Annotated in this window: 12 protein-coding genes and 1 pseudogene; 2 read left to right on the top strand and 11 right to left on the bottom strand. The window is 70.2% G+C overall.

All coding sequences use genetic code 11. The features are described 5' to 3' along the window. Positions 1 to 125 precede the first annotated feature (125 nt). From OG747_RS45020 to OG747_RS45000, 5 genes are all read right to left on the bottom strand, one after another. Positions 126 to 1940 carry an alpha-galactosidase D gene (locus tag OG747_RS45020; protein ID WP_405885149.1) on the bottom strand — a complete coding sequence of 605 codons (1815 nt, stop codon included), beginning with the start codon at positions 1938 to 1940 and terminating at the stop codon, positions 126 to 128. Between the two features lie 36 nt (positions 1941 to 1976). Beyond that, complete coding sequence (locus OG747_RS45015; RefSeq protein WP_405885148.1) at positions 1977 to 2903, bottom strand: carbohydrate ABC transporter permease; 927 nt, start codon at positions 2901 to 2903, stop codon at positions 1977 to 1979. Beyond that, positions 2900 to 3838 carry a carbohydrate ABC transporter permease gene (locus OG747_RS45010; protein WP_405885147.1) on the bottom strand — a complete coding sequence of 313 codons (939 nt, stop codon included), beginning with the start codon at positions 3836 to 3838 and terminating at the stop codon, positions 2900 to 2902. Before OG747_RS45010 ends, OG747_RS45015 begins: the two co-directional genes overlap by 4 nt. A gap of 26 nt (positions 3839 to 3864) precedes the next feature. Next, positions 3865 to 5178, bottom strand: a complete 1314-nt coding sequence (locus OG747_RS45005) for an ABC transporter substrate-binding protein (RefSeq protein ID WP_405885146.1) — start codon at positions 5176 to 5178, stop codon at positions 3865 to 3867. 108 nt (positions 5179 to 5286) lie between these two features. Beyond that, on the bottom strand, positions 5287 to 6465 hold the full coding sequence (locus OG747_RS45000) for an ROK family protein (protein WP_405885145.1): 1179 nt from the start codon (positions 6463 to 6465) through the stop codon (positions 5287 to 5289). Between the two features lie 183 nt (positions 6466 to 6648). On the opposite strand from OG747_RS45000, the gene OG747_RS44995 reads away from it, so the two are divergent. Further along, positions 6649 to 8757 carry an alpha-galactosidase gene (locus tag OG747_RS44995; RefSeq protein ID WP_405885144.1) on the top strand — a complete coding sequence of 703 codons (2109 nt, stop codon included), beginning with the start codon at positions 6649 to 6651 and terminating at the stop codon, positions 8755 to 8757. Positions 8758 to 8902: 145 nt separating this feature from the next. Then, entirely contained in the window at positions 8903 to 9100 is a 198-nt protein-coding gene (locus tag OG747_RS44990) for a hypothetical protein (protein WP_405885143.1), read from the top strand. A 39-nt stretch (positions 9101 to 9139) separates the two neighbouring features. Here the strand turns inward: OG747_RS44990 and OG747_RS44985 are convergent, their stop codons facing one another. The 6 genes and pseudogenes from OG747_RS44985 to OG747_RS44960 all read right to left on the bottom strand — a co-directional run bounded on the left by OG747_RS44985 (position 9140) and on the right by OG747_RS44960 (position 13791). Continuing rightward, complete coding sequence (locus tag OG747_RS44985) at positions 9140 to 10024, bottom strand: alpha/beta fold hydrolase (protein WP_405885142.1); 885 nt, start codon at positions 10022 to 10024, stop codon at positions 9140 to 9142. Positions 10025 to 10095: 71 nt separating this feature from the next. Further along, on the bottom strand, positions 10096 to 10353 hold the full coding sequence (locus OG747_RS44980; RefSeq protein WP_405885141.1) for a WhiB family transcriptional regulator: 258 nt from the start codon (positions 10351 to 10353) through the stop codon (positions 10096 to 10098). Beyond that, positions 10350 to 10682: pseudogene (locus OG747_RS44975) on the bottom strand (Dps family protein); the annotation flags it as partial. The pseudogene OG747_RS44975 and the gene OG747_RS44980, both read right to left, overlap by 4 nt. Positions 10683 to 10688: 6 nt before the next feature. After that, positions 10689 to 11660, bottom strand: a complete 972-nt coding sequence (locus OG747_RS44970; protein ID WP_405885140.1) for an alpha/beta hydrolase — start codon at positions 11658 to 11660, stop codon at positions 10689 to 10691. Positions 11661 to 11701: 41 nt separating this feature from the next. Then, on the bottom strand, positions 11702 to 12757 hold the full coding sequence (locus OG747_RS44965) for a helix-turn-helix domain-containing protein (RefSeq protein WP_405885139.1): 1056 nt from the start codon (positions 12755 to 12757) through the stop codon (positions 11702 to 11704). Next, a complete protein-coding gene (locus tag OG747_RS44960) occupies positions 12739 to 13791 on the bottom strand; it encodes a helix-turn-helix domain-containing protein (protein WP_405885138.1) in 1053 nt (350 codons plus the stop codon). Before OG747_RS44960 ends, OG747_RS44965 begins: the two co-directional genes overlap by 19 nt. Positions 13792 to 13841: the final 50 nt, after the last annotated feature.

The following is a 13841-nucleotide window of genomic DNA, read 5'->3' as shown; positions in this document are numbered from 1 at the left end:
TGCGGACACCGTCGGCGTGGGGCAGGTTCCCGCGGGGCCCGGGTCGTGTCACCGGGCCCCGCGGGAAGCAGGTCGGGCGGTCTGCGGAACGCGGACCGACCACGGAAATCGAACCGACTTCGAACTCAGACCGACTGCGGAACCACGATCTTGTCGATGTCGGGCGCGTATCCGCTGCCGCTGTCGAAGGTGATCGTGTTGGAACCGGCCTTCAGCGCCAGCTGGACGCTGACCGTCTCGGCTGTGTTCCAGTCGCCCGTGGAGGGGAACTTCTCGCTGGTGCCGTTGCCGCTGTTGGAGAACACGGTCACCGAGCGGGGGTCGCCGCTGACGTAGGCGACCTTGACGGTGTAGATGCCGTCCTTCTGCACCGTGACGTCGTTGAACCGCAGCTTGCCGCCGGTGTAGAGGTTGCCGACCTTCTTGCCGCCGGAACAGGCGTCGCAGCCGGCGATGGAAGCGTTGCCCGACAGGGTGTTGGCGGCGGCCTCGGCCTCGTAGCTCGTGGTGGTCAGCGTGCTGCCGCCGGGCTTGACGGTGAACAGCCGCGAGCCGTGCGCGGGCAGCGCCTCGGTGATCTTGTCCTTGTGTGTTCCGAGGTTCGCCTTGTTCCACAGGTCGCGCACGGAGGCGTTCCCGGTGAGTCCGAGGGAGGCCCAGTGGGCGGTGACGGAGGCCGGCGAGTCGGCGAGGTTGAACAGGGCGACGGTGTAACTGCCGTCGGCGTTCTTGGTGCCCCAGACCTGCTGGTTGCCGACCGGGGTGAGGGGACGCGCGACGGGCGAGTCGTTCTGGTCGACGGCGATGACTTCCTTGTTGGTCAGCAGGGAGACGCCGTAGCTGTCCAGCTTGGTGAGGTCGTCACCGGTGAACAGCGGCGACTTGTTGATGGCCCACAGGGTCATGTAGCTCTGCCGCTCGGCCTTGGTGAGGCCGTCCATCTCGGCGTTGCCGACGTCGAGGCTGTCCAGGTCGTTCCAGCCGCCCGGGCCCGCCTTGCGGCTCCACGCGGGGGCGTCGTCCCACCGGTCGTTGACCGAGTTCTCCCAGGTGACGAGGGTGTTGCAGTAGCACTCGACGTCGGTGTCGATGCGCCAGCCGTTGGAGTACTTCTTCCAGTCGGCGGCGTGGCCGATGTCGAGCGACCAGGAGAGTTCGAGGTGGATCGGGCGCCCGGTGGCGGAGATGGCCTTCTGCCAGGCGGCGGCGTCGGGGACGTTGTCGTAGTTGTCACCGGACTTGGAGGAGCCCGGGCCCACACCGTCCAGCTTGAGGAAGTCGTAGCCCCAGTCGGCGAACTGCTGCGCCTGCGAGTCGATGTACTTCTGCGCGCAGGGGTTGTCGAAGTTCAGCTTGTACGCGTTGTCCCAGCCGTTGGTGGTGCGCAGGTCCGAGTAGACGACGTCGGCGGTGGTGCAGCCGGGGGCGTTCCAGATCGGCGTCTTGCCCTCGCCGTACGCCCCCTTCTCCAGGCCGACGGGCAGGTAGATGCCGGCCTTGAGACCCTTGGAGTGGATGTGGTCGGCGACCGACTTCATGCCGTGGGGGAAACGGACCGGATCAGGCGTCTCGCGACCGTACTTGTCGAAGCCCGTCTTCCAGGTCTTGTCCATCCACCAGCCGGCGTCGATGTTGACATGGTCGTAGCCGTAGTTCTTCAGCTTGGCGGCGAGGGCGTCCGTCTGCTTCAGGACGTTCGCCTCGGTGAGATAGCTGTAGTCGCCGTCCGGGTTGAGGCCCGGGTACTTCGACGACTGCATGCTCCAACTCGACCAGCCCATGTACGGCTTGGCGGCGAGGGGGGTGGCGGTGGTCTCGCGCGGCACGGGGGTCTTGGCCTGTGCCGCCGGGACGGTCGTCGCGAGGCCTGCCGTGAGGGCGAACACCACCACGGCTCTCAGGGTGCGTATGGGCAGGACGGGGTACGAGGATGACCGCATGGGTCGTGCCTCCAGTGGGTTCAGGGTTGGGGCGGCTCAGCCCTTGCCCGAGCCGATGGTGAGTCCGCTGATGAACTGGCGCTGGAGCGCGAAGTACACCAGGAGGGTGGGGATCGCGGTCATCAAGGCACCGGCCGCGATGAGGTTGGGATTGGTGAAGTACGCGCCTTGGAGGTTGGCCAGGGCGGAGGTGATCGGGCGCTTGTCGCCGGACTCGATGAGTGCGAGCGGCCAGAAGAAGTCGTTGTAGATCCAGATCGATTCGAGGGTGGCGAGGGCTGCGAAGGCGGGGCGGCACAGCGGCAGGATGATCTGGAAGAACTGGCGCCAGACGGGGGCTCCGTCCACGAGCGCCGCCTCGGAGATCTCCTTCGGGATCGTCTTCATGTAGTTGCTGAGGACGAAGGTGCAGAAGCCGGACTGGTAGGCGATGTGGATGGCGATGATGCCCCAGGCCGAGTTGTAGAGGAGGAGCGAGTCGCTCATCCACCCGGGCAGCGGGATGAGGAGGTAGAGGCGGTACAGGGGTGTGATGAGGACCTGCGCCGGGAGCAGGTTGCCCGCGGTGAACAGCATCAGCAGGACGATGTTCCAGCGGAAGTCGAAGCGGGAGACGAAGAAGGCGACCGCCGCCGAGAACAGCAGGGTGCACAGTACGGCCGGCACCGTGATGAGGACGGAGTTCCAGAAGAAGTGCGGCATCCCGGACTGGTTCCAGGCGTCGCTGAAGTTGCCGAGGCTGATGCTGTGGGGCCAGGAGAGATAGCCGTGCTTCGCGGTGTCCGAGTAGGGCCGCAGCGAGGTGTACATGGCCCACAGCAGCGGAACGAGCCACAGCAGGGCGATGCCGCTCAGCATCAGATGACGGCCGGTCTGGCGCCGTGGCCCCGAAGAGGTCTTCGGCGTCTGCGGCTCGCGCCGGGTCCGCGGTCGGGAGGCCGGGCGCGGCACGGTCGTGGTCACTGGTCCTCCTTGCGGAAGTTCTGGACGAGGAAGGTCCCGATGGCGGCCAGGGAGACCACGAGCAGGACGACCGCGAGGGCGGACCCGTAACCGATGTGACTGGACTCGCCGATGATGTTGTCGGTGATGAGGAGGGACAGGAGCTCCATGCCCGGTTTGCTTCCGACCCCGCCGCCGAGGACGTAGACGACGTCGAAGGACCGCAGGGACTCCATGACCGTGATGACCAGGATGATGACGTTGACCGGTTTCAGGGCCGGGAAGACCACCCGCAGGAAGGTCTGGCGTCCGTTGGCGCCGTCGAGCGCGGCGGCCTCCTTGAGCGCCGGGTCGAAGCCCTTCAGGCCGGCCAGGTAGAGGATCATGATGTATCCCGTGTGCCGCCAGCTGGAGGCGACCAGGACGGCCCACAGGTTGAGGTCGGGGTTGCCGAGCCAGTCGATGTGGTGGCTGGAGCCGGCGGCGCTCAGGATGCCGTTGAGGAGCCCGGTGTCGGGGTTGTAGATGATCTCCCAGATGAAGCCGACGACGGCGAGGGAGAGCACCATCGGCAGGAAGATGGCCGTCTGGTAGATCCTCGTGAAGCGGATCTTCCGGTCGAGCTGGTAGGCGAGGAAAATGCCGAACGGGGTCGGCAGCAGGGCCGTGAACAGCAGCCAGATCACGTTGTGCCGCACCGCGGGCCAGAACGGCGGGTAGTTGGTGAAGATCTCCTTGTAGTTGTCCAGGCCGATCCAGTGGATGTCGGCCAGGTCGATGCCGTCCCAGGTGGTGAAGGACAGCCCCAGGGAGGCCAGTGCGGGCAGCCAGACGAAGAAGAGCAGGGCCGCCAGCGGGATGCCGATGATGACGGTGAGGAAGATCCGGTCGCCGGTGCCGAGGCGGCGTGGGCGGGCGCCCCGCGAGGTGGGGGGCGTGGTGCGCGCGGAGGACACGGTGCGTGAGACCTTTCCGGTCCTGGTCAGGCCGTGAAGAAGCGCGAACGCTGGGACTCGATCTTCTGCAGCGTTCCCGAGCCGTCGTCGGGGTGGCCTAGCCACTGCGTCAGGCCGGGGAGTACGACGGTGGAGATGAAGCCGGGGTCGCTGTCGCGGTCCGCGAACTGGCTGATGTGCTTGGCGGAGGCGATGAGCGCGGCGGACTTCTTCTGCAGCGCGTTGTACGAGCCGGTCTTCGCCTGCTGGTTGACGGCGAGGTTGCTCGGGTCGACGCCCATGTACAGCTCCTCGGCGTGGGCGCCGCCGAGGAACTCCAGGAACTTCTTGGCGCCCGCCTCGTTCTTGGGCCGCCGGCTGAGCATGAAGCCGTCGGTGGGGGCCTCGACGGCGTCCTGGCCGTGGGCGGCGTCGATCTCGGGGAAAGGGAAGAAGTCGATGTCGGCGCGTATCTTCTCGTCGGTGATCTGCTGTCCGAGGAAGAGGCCGATGACGGCCATCCCGGACTTCTTGTCGACAAGGGACTGGGCGGCGTCCTGCCAGGAGCGGCCGGCGGCGCCCTGCTGGTAGTAGGGGGCGAGTTCGCGCCAGTGGTCGAGGGTGGCGAGGGCACGCTTGTCGGTCCAGGGGACCTTGCCGCGCATCAAGGACATGTGGAAGTCGTAGCCGTTGGTCCGCAGATTGAGGTAGTCGAAGGCGCCGAGGATGCTCCAGCTGTCGCCGCCGCCGTAGCCGGAGGCGATCGGCGAGAGCCCGTCCTTCTTCATCTGCTTCGTGAGCGCGATGAACTCGCCCCACTTCTGCGGGACTTGGTAGCCGCGCTCCGTGAAGAGGCTCTTGCGGTAGAAGACGGCCCACGGGTAGTTGTACAGCGGGACGAAGTAGTACTTGCCGTCCTCGCCGCGGGAGAGCTGCTTGGTGGCGTCGCTGAAGCCGGCGCCTATCGAGTCCCACACATCGTCGAGCGGGCTGCACAGCTTCTTCTTGGCGAAGTACTGCATGCGGTAGCCGGCGAACCAGGTGAAGACGTCGTCCGGGGTGCCCTGCAGATAGGTGGAGATGCTCTTCTGGAAGGTGTCGTGGTCGACGGTGTTCGTCTTCACCGTCAGACCGCTGTCCTTGGCGAACGCCTCGGTGACGGAGGTGTAGGCCTTCTTGGGGGTGGCGTCGGCGCCGTTGGATCCGAAGGTGACCGTCTTCGGGTCGGCCCCCGCTCCCCCGCCGCAAGCGGTCAGAACAGGCGCGGCCAGTGCGGCGGCGCCGAGTCCGAGCAGTCCGCCGACGACTCTGCGGCGGCCCGGGTCACGCGCAGCCAGGGGATTGCGGCTCTGCTGCGTCATTGTTGCTCCTCATGCATGTCAGTACGTGTCTGATCGGCAGTGCAGGTCTGATGGGCGGTGCGGGGCTGATGAGCGGTGCGGGGCTGATGGGCGGTACGGGTCTGGTCTTCAGCGCGCGTCCGAGGTGATGAAGGACTGGATGGCGGTGGCCGCCGCCCCGCGCGCCCACTCCTCGAAGGGCAGCGGACGGGTCTGTACGTCGCAGTCCGCGGCCGAGCCGAAGGCGGCCGCGGCGAACGCGTCACGGATCTGCTCGGCGAACAGGTCGTAGGCGGCCAGGCCCTCGCCGGAGATGATCACGCGCTCGGGGCCCAGGAGGTTGGCCACGGTCGCGATGCCCCGGCCGATCGCCGCTCCCGCCCGGGCGTACACCTCCCGGGCGCCGGGGTCGCCGTCGTGCGCGAGGGCCAGGGCCGCGGTGGCGTCGGCGACGCTCGCGCCGGTGACCTCCCGGATCTGGCCGACGATCGCGGGGTCCGAGGCGATCGCCTCGACGCAGCCGCGGTTGCCGCAGTGGCAGCGGGGACCGGCCGGGTCGATCGCCACGTGCCCGATCTCACCGGCCACGCCGTGCGCTCCCGCCACCACCTGTCCGTGCACCACCAGACCGCAGCCGATGCCCGCGCCGACGGTCACCAGCGCGAAGTCGGACAGCCCCACCCCGGCCCCGAACCACTGCTCGGCCACCGTCAGCGCCCGAACGTCGTTGTCGAGGGTGACCGGCAGTCCGGTCGTGGTCGCGGCCAGTTCGGCGAGGGGAACGTCGCGCCACTCCAGGAACGGCGAGTAACGCACCACCCCGGCCGCCCGGTCCACGTCACCGGACACGGCGATGCCGAGCCCCCGGACCTGCACCCCGAAGCCGTCCGCCTCCGTCAGCAGTTCCTGTACGAGCCCCGCGACGGAGGTCAGTACCGCCTTGGGTTCGCGGGAGGTGAGCGGAACGCGCCGGGCGACCCGGATGCGGCAGCACAGGTCGGTGAGCACGGCGATGAGTTCGTCGCCCGTCACCTTGATCCCCATGAACAGGGCCCTCCCGCCGTCGACCCGCACCGGGTTGGCGGGCCGCCCGAGGACGGGCTGCGGTGCGTCCTCGGCGATGTCCTCCACGAGGTAGCCGGCCTCGATCAGCGGCCGGACCGCCTTGGTGACCGCGGCCGCCGACAGCCGGGTCCGCCCCGCTATCTCCGACCGCGTGAGCGGGCCGTGGGACAGCACGGTGGTGAAGATCTGGGAAGCGGCCGGCGTATGGGCCGGGAACGCCTCGGTGGGAGAGGTCGAGCGCATGGCCGGAACCTAAGGCTCTTATTTTCTGCTGTCAATGAAAGAAACAGGAATCTCTTGAGGATGCTCCATGAGGTACCTGTGACCTACGAATTCCAGTATCCGATCAGGCATTGACACGTGATCCAAGGTCGGGGTTGGCTTTTCCTTGTCTCGTACGTGAGCACCACCTGAACGCGAGGATCCATGTCGCCGATCTCCTTCGCCCCGGACACCGGGGTCTGGCTGCTGTCCACACCGCGCACCTCGTACGCGCTGCGGATCGACGAGACCGGAGCGCCCTGCCATGTCGCGTGGGGCCCACGACTGACGCCGGCAGAGGCCGGGGAACTCGCCGTCCCGCCCGCGCCCGAGGCCAGCAGTTTCGAGGGCAGGCCGCCCGTCGGGGAGGAGCTGCCCGTCGACGGCGGCACGCGCTACGGACCGCCGTCCCTGCGGGTCCTGTTCGCGGACGGCTCCCGCGCCTTCGAGTGGCAGCCGACCGGCCACCACGTCGAAGAAGGCGAGCTGACGCTGTCCTTCCGCGACCGCCGTTACCCCTTGGAGGTGGCGCTCCACTACCGGGTGCACGAGGACACGGACGTCGTCGAGCGCTGGACCGTCGTCCGCAACGCGGGCGAGGAGCCGGTCACCCTGCTGCGCGCCGACTCGGCCGCCTGGACCCTGCCTCCGCTGCGGGACTACCGGCTCAGCCATGTCACGGGCCAGTGGTCCGCCGAGAGCCAGCTGCGCCGCGACCGACTGCCGTACGGCGAAACCGTGTTGACCAGCCGCCGCGGAATCACCAGCCACCACGCGAACCCGTGGCTGATGCTCGACGCGGGTGAGGCGACGGAGGAGCACGGGCGGGTGTGGAGCGCCGCCCTCGCGTGGAGCGGGAGCTGGCGCGTCACCGTGCAGCGCACCCCCGACGGGCGGGCCGGATTCACCGGCGGCCCCGGCCAGGACGGCACGACCGTGCCGCTCGCGCCGGGCGAGGAGTTCGCCACTCCCCCGTTCGCGGGACTGTGCACCGACGGCGGCTTCGGCGCGGCCAGCCGCGCCTGGCACGCGTACGTCCTGAAGCATGTGCTGCCGCACCCGGACGAGGCCGCGCCGGTGCTCTACAACTCCTGGGAGGCGACCGGCTTCGACGTCGACGAGGCCGGACAGAAGGCGCTCGCCGAGCGGGCGGCCGCGCTCGGCGTGGAGCTGTACGTGGTCGACGACGGCTGGTTCGGGGCGCGCCGCAGCGACCGCGCGGGTCTCGGCGACTGGGCACCGGCACCCGACCGCTTCCCGGACGGGCTCGCACCGCTGGTCCGCGCGGTGCACGGGCTCGGGATGCGCTTCGGCCTCTGGGTGGAGCCCGAGATGGTCAACCCGGACAGCGACCTGTACCGCGAGCACCCCGACTGGGTGCTGCACTTCCCCGGCCGCCCCCGCTCCGAGCTGCGCAACCAGCTGGTCCTCAACTTCGCCCGCCGCGAGGTCGCCGACTGGGCCTACGGCTGGCTGACCCGGCTGGTCGGCGAGCACGGCATCGACTTCCTCAAATGGGACATGAACCGCGCGTTCAGCGAGGCCGGCTGGCCCGACCAGCAGGACGGCGCCGACCGTCTCGGCCCCCAGTACGTGCGCAATCTCTACGACGTCGTCGACCGTCTGCGCGCGGACCATCCGGCGCTGCGGATCGAATCGTGCAGCGGTGGCGGCGGCCGGGTCGACCTGGGCATTCTCGCCCGTACGGACCAGGCGTGGGCGTCGGACAACACCGACGCCGCCGACCGGATGGGGATCCAGCACGGCTACGGCCAGGTCTACCCGGCGCGCACGATGGGCGCGTGGGTGACGGACGTACCCAACCAGCTCACCGGCCGTACGGTCCCGCTGCGCTTCCGCTTCCACATCGCGATGGCCGGGGCGCTGGGCGTCGGGGGCGATCTCACCCACTGGTCCGAGGAGGAACTGCGGGAGGGCGCCGCCCTGGTCGCCGAGTACAAGAAGGTGCGCCATCTGGTGCAGCACGGCAGGCTGGACCGGCTGTCGCCGCCCGCCGAGGACTCGGTCTCCGCGGTGCAGTACACCGCGGCGGACGGCTCGGAAACCCTGCTGCTCGCGGCGCGGCGCGTCTCCCGCCACGGCGCCCCGCGACTGCCGGTCCGGCTGCGCGGCCTGACCCCCGAGAGCCGCTACCGCGACGCCCGCACCGGCGCCGTGCACCACTCCACCGTGCTCGGCGAGTACGGCCTCGACCTCGACCTGCCGGTGGGCGACTGGTCGAGCACGGCGGTGCACCTCGTCCGGGAGGACTGACGCTCCCTCAATGCACCAAGGCCCCTGGCGGGACTCTGACCAGCTCGAACGGGCTCCCGTCGGATGGGGCGGCTGCTGCAACACCGAGCGCCTGCACTCCGCCCTCGAAGCCTGTCCCAGACCGGCCCCTCCCACCATCATCAGCGTGGCCGGGCAAGCCCCCCGTCCCCGCCTGGAGGAACTCGACGCCGCCTTCACCGACCTCGCCCTCACCCAGGCGGCCCTGGGCAAGAGCCCTGTGGCGCCGACCGCACCGGAGTCGTTCCGAACCAGAGCCCGGTCGGGGGTCGCCACCTCGGTGGCGACCCCTGGCCCTGCCCAAAACGGGGCTCATAGTCGCTGAGAGTATTCAGCCACGTTTTCCGTAAGGCCCTCTCGGGCCTCAGCCGGCGGCCCGGGCCGCCGCGATGATCGTGTCGGCGACGGTGTCGGCACGGGTGATCAGGGACAGGTGGCCCGCGGCGACCTCGACGACGTGCGCGTCGGCCCGCTTCGCCATGAAGAGCTGCTCAGCCGCGGGGATGACGTGGTCCTCGGTGCCGACGACCGCCCAGGACGGGAGCGACTTCCATGCGGGCGTTCCGGAGGGCTGCGAGCCCGCGCTGACGGCGAAGGGCCGCTGTCCCGCGGCCAGCAGTCTGGCCTGCGCAGCGGGGACGCCGTTGGCGAAGCAGCCGGTGAAGCCCTGGTAGCTGCCGTTGGGGGCGTACTTGAGGTAGGCGTCGACGTCGCCGGCCGGGGCGCCCGGGTACGGCACGAGGTTGAGGAAGGTCGCCGGGTCCGCGGTGACGCACGACCCGGGCTGGGCGGCGTTGATCTGGAACACGGTCTCCCCCTCGTCGGGGATGTAGGCGTCGTCGTAGACCAGGGCGCGCACGTTCGAGCTGCCGGTGGCCGCGTTGGTGATGACCATCCCACCGTAGGAGTGGCCTACCAGCACGACCGGGCCCGGGATCGAGGCGACGAAGTCACGGATCGCCTCCGCGTCGGCGCTGACTCCGCGCAGCGGGTTCGGCGGCGCGTAGACGGTGTAGCCCGCCTGCAGCAGACGGGACATGACGGCGTTCCAGCTCGACGCGTCGGCCCAGGCGCCGTGCACGAGCACGATCGTGGGCTTGGCCTGCGCCTCGGTGTGCTGGGTGGCGGCCGGGGCCGCTGCGGTCTTCGAGCTCGCAGCCGTGACGGGCGCCGAGAAGGCCAGGGCACCGGCGACGGCTGCCGTGCAGCTGAGGACGAGTCCCCGGCGGGCCGAGGTGAGAATACGCATGAGTTCTCCTGTGATGCACCCCGAACAGCGGACGGGGTGAGGTGGTTTGCCAAGAGGTGGAGTTGAGGCCTTCAGCCGGCGTTGCGGTCGGCCTCGGTGAGGCCTCCCCACACGCCGTAGGTCTGGGCGGTCCGCAGCGCGAAGTCGGCGCAGGGCCGTTGGACCGGGCAGGAGCGGCAGATGGCCTGGGCCCGCAGTTCACGCTGCCATCGCCTGCTGCCGCGTTCGTGGGGCGAGGAGAAGAAGACGGAGCTGTCCATGCCGCGGCAGGACGCCACACTCTGCCAGTCCCACTCGCTGAGGAGCGGCTTCGCACCGAGCGGCTTCATCGCGCTGCCCCGCCGCGAATGACCTGTGAGACGAGCAGTTCCTGCGTCCCGTAGTCTCCGAGCTCAGCCGTGCGGGCGGCCGCGTCGCGGGCGTCGCCGAGGATGGTCTCGTGCGCTTCGAGGAGCCGGGACACCATCGCGGGGACCTCCTCAACTCCCTCCGGGGGACGCGGGACGGCGGTGATCTCGGCGGAGTGCCGAGAGTCGCCCACGGCGAGGCCGCCCAGGCTCTCCGCGCGCTCGGCGATGTCGTCGACCAGGGCGAGCTGCTGCCCGGCGTGCTCGTCCAGCAGGAGGTGCAGCGAAGAGAAAGTGGCGCCGCGCATCAGCTGTCGTCAGTCCGTGTGCAGGGCGGTGCGCAGGGTCTGGACCGCGAGGGTGATGGCGCCCTGGGCGGCCTGGGTGGAGCGCAGGGTGTTGAGCATCACGAAGTCGTGAATGATGGCCAGGAAGCGGACGGCGGTGACCGGGACGCCGGCCTCGCGGAGCTTGGCGGCGTAGGCCTCGCCCTCGTCGCGCAGCACGTCGGCCTCGCCCGTGATGACCAGGGCCGGGGGCAGGCCGGTGAGCTGGTCGGTGGTGGCGCGCAGCGGGGAGGCGGTGATCTGCGCCCGCTCGCTCTCGTCGGTCGTGTACTGGTCCCAGAACCACCGCACGCCGTCGCGGCGCAGGAAGTAGCCGGTGGCGAACTGGTGGTAGGAGCCGGTGTCGAAGTTCGCGTCGGTCACCGGGTAGAACAGCACCTGCTGGACCAGCGGGACATCGCCGCGCTCCTTGGCCATCAGGGTCAGCGCGGCGGTCATGTTGCCGCCGACCGAGTCGCCTGCCACGGCGAGACGGGTCGCGTCGAGCTGCTTGGCGGCGCCGTCGGTGACGATCCAGCGCGCGACGGTGTAGTTCTCCTCGATGGCGACGGGGTAGCGCACCTCGGGCGAGAGCGAGTACTCGGGGAAGACCACGGCGGCCTGCGCGCCGACGGCCAGTTCGCCGACCAGTCGGTCGTGGGTGTGCGCGTTGCCGAACACCCATCCGGCGCCGTGGATGTAGAGGATCACCGGGAGGACGCCGGTCGCTCCGGCGGGCCGGACGATGCGGGCCCGGACGCCGCCGGTGGGACCGCCCTCGACGTTGATCCATTCCTCGTCGACCGCCGGCTTCTCGATGTCCCCGGACTGGACCTCGTCGACCGCCTTGCGGCCCTCTGCCGGGGGCAGGTCGAAGAGGTAGGGCGGGTTGGCGGTGGCCTCCACGAAGGCCTGCGCCTCCGGCTCCAGCACGGGGGTGGGATCTGCCGTGTCGTCAGACATGCCCTGCTCCTTGGATGTTGTGACTGACATCGATCTCCAGGCTAGGAATCGGTGGCGCGGAGGCTTGTCCGCCCGTGCACGGCCTCCGGGCCACCAGCGCACCGCGCCACCCGCGACGATCGTCGCCACTGGACCGGTGACATGCCGTAGGCCTCGCGGAAGACCCGGCTGAAGTGCGCGGGGCTGGCGAAGCCCCAGCGCGCCGCGACGGCGGCGACCGCGCGCCGGGCTGCGTCGGGCCGGGCCAGTTCCTCGCGGGCGGACTCCAGGCGGCTGGCCCGCACCCAGGAGTTGACGGTGGTCCCCTGTCGCTGGAAGAGCTGGTGCAGGTAGCGCAGGGAGATGCCGTGGCGGTCGGCGATGTCCTGCGGGGAGAGTCCCGGATCGCCCAGGCGGGTCTCGACATAGGTCTTGATCCGGTCCAGCAGCGCTGCCCCGGGTCGCCGCTCCTCCGCCGCCGGACCCCCCGCCTGGTGCAGGGCCAGGACCGCGACCAGGTCCGCCGTCGCGCGGGCGAGCCGCTCGCGCTGGGCCGGGGCGGCGGTGAGGGTCTCCTCGGCCAGACCGGACAGCAATGGCAGCAGCAGCGCGGCCGGGGCGTCCTCGGCGCCGTCCAGGACCGTCGCGGTGAGGAGGCGCAGCCGCGCCTCCTCCAGCCGGAGCAGCGCCCGCGGCAGCATCAGGATCCGGGCGCGCTGGTCGGAGGTGATGACGAGCTTGAACGGTCGGCTCGCGTCGTGGAAGGCCAGGCCGCCCGGGCCCAGCCGCGTCGCCCGGCCGTCCTGCAGCAACAGGGCGGAGCCGTGGAGCTGTTGCCGGAGCAGCACAGGGGACCGTTTGTCGGCGGCCGCGGCGGTCGAGGTGCGCACGATCGTCACCGGGGCGCCGGTCTCCTCGGTGACGATCCGCAGAGCTCCGAACCGCTCGGCGCGCAGTGTCCCCGTCCAGGGGTCGGTGCCGGGCACCGGCGACACCTCGACGTCGACGAGGACGCGGGAGAGCGCCGCCTGCCAGGCGGCCGTACGGTCCTCGGGGGCGAGCTCCCGGGTCGAGAGCGCGAACGCTTCGGCTCTTCCGGTCAGTTGGGGTTCAGCCACGACTGCTCCCCACGTCCGCGCTGGGCGTGCTCGCCTCGGAGCCAGTCCGTCGGGGAGAGGCCGAGGGAGGAGCGGAAGACCCGTCCCAGGTGGGCGGAACCGCTGAACCCCCAGCGACGGGCGACCCGCCCCAGGTCGGCAGTTCCGGCGGCCGCCGTGGTGAGGTCGACGCAGCACTCCTGAAGCCGCAGGTCGCGGATCCACTGGCACACGGTGGTGCCCTCGTCCTTGAACAGCTGGTGCAGGTAGCGGACGGAGATGCCGTGGGCGCGGGCCACGACCTGCGGGGTCAGGTCGGGGTCGGACAGGTGCCAGCGGATGAAGCTCTGCACGCGCAGCAGCAGCACCCCCTCCGCGCCCGGGAGCTCACGGGTCTCCCCGCCCACGCACTGGGCCGCGGTGGCCGCCATCAGGTCGACGACGTTGGCCGCGAGCCGTTCGCCGACGGGGGCGCTGTAGGAGTCGGACGCGTCGGCCAGCCGGGACAGGAACGGGGAGAGCAGCGCCGGGAGTCCCCCGGTGGGGCGCAGCGACCGCGCGGTGATGTCGCGCAGGTCCGCCTCCCCCCGGCCGAGCAGGGTGCGCGGAACCGCGAAGATCTTCAGCTGGAACCGCTCGGGGAAGCGGGTGCGGAACGGGCGGATCGTCTCGAAGAACCCGATGTCGCCCGGCCGCAACTCAGTGGTACGGCCGTCCTGTTCCACCTGCGCGACCCCACTGGCCTGGACCGCCACGAAGACCTGGCTGCCGTCGCCGGCGGCGATGAAACGGGGGGTCCGGTGGACCTCGCCGGGCTCGCACTCGACGGTGGTGATCTGGAGCTCGGCGAGGTGGTCCGTGCGCATGGTGGCGTCGTAGGTCCGCCCGTCGGTGCTGATGTCCATGCCGACCAGGGTGGCGAGCACGGCGTCGTGCCAGAACTCCAGACTCTCGTGGGGCGGTACCGAGCGGGTGGACAGCACCCGGGCCGGCGGCTTCGCGGCGATCCCGTGTCGCCCGCTTCCCTGCTCGGCGGGGCCGGTCAATGCTGACATGGGACCAGCCTGCTGCGAGGGCGGACGCGACTGAATACGTCAGCCGACTG

Source organism: Streptomyces sp. NBC_01384, assembly GCF_045040035.1.
In the GTDB taxonomy this organism is placed as follows: Bacteria; Actinomycetota; Actinomycetes; order Streptomycetales; family Streptomycetaceae; genus Streptomyces.
The sequence above is the reverse complement of the archived record's forward strand: the minus strand, read 5'-3'. Positions and strand labels throughout refer to the sequence as shown.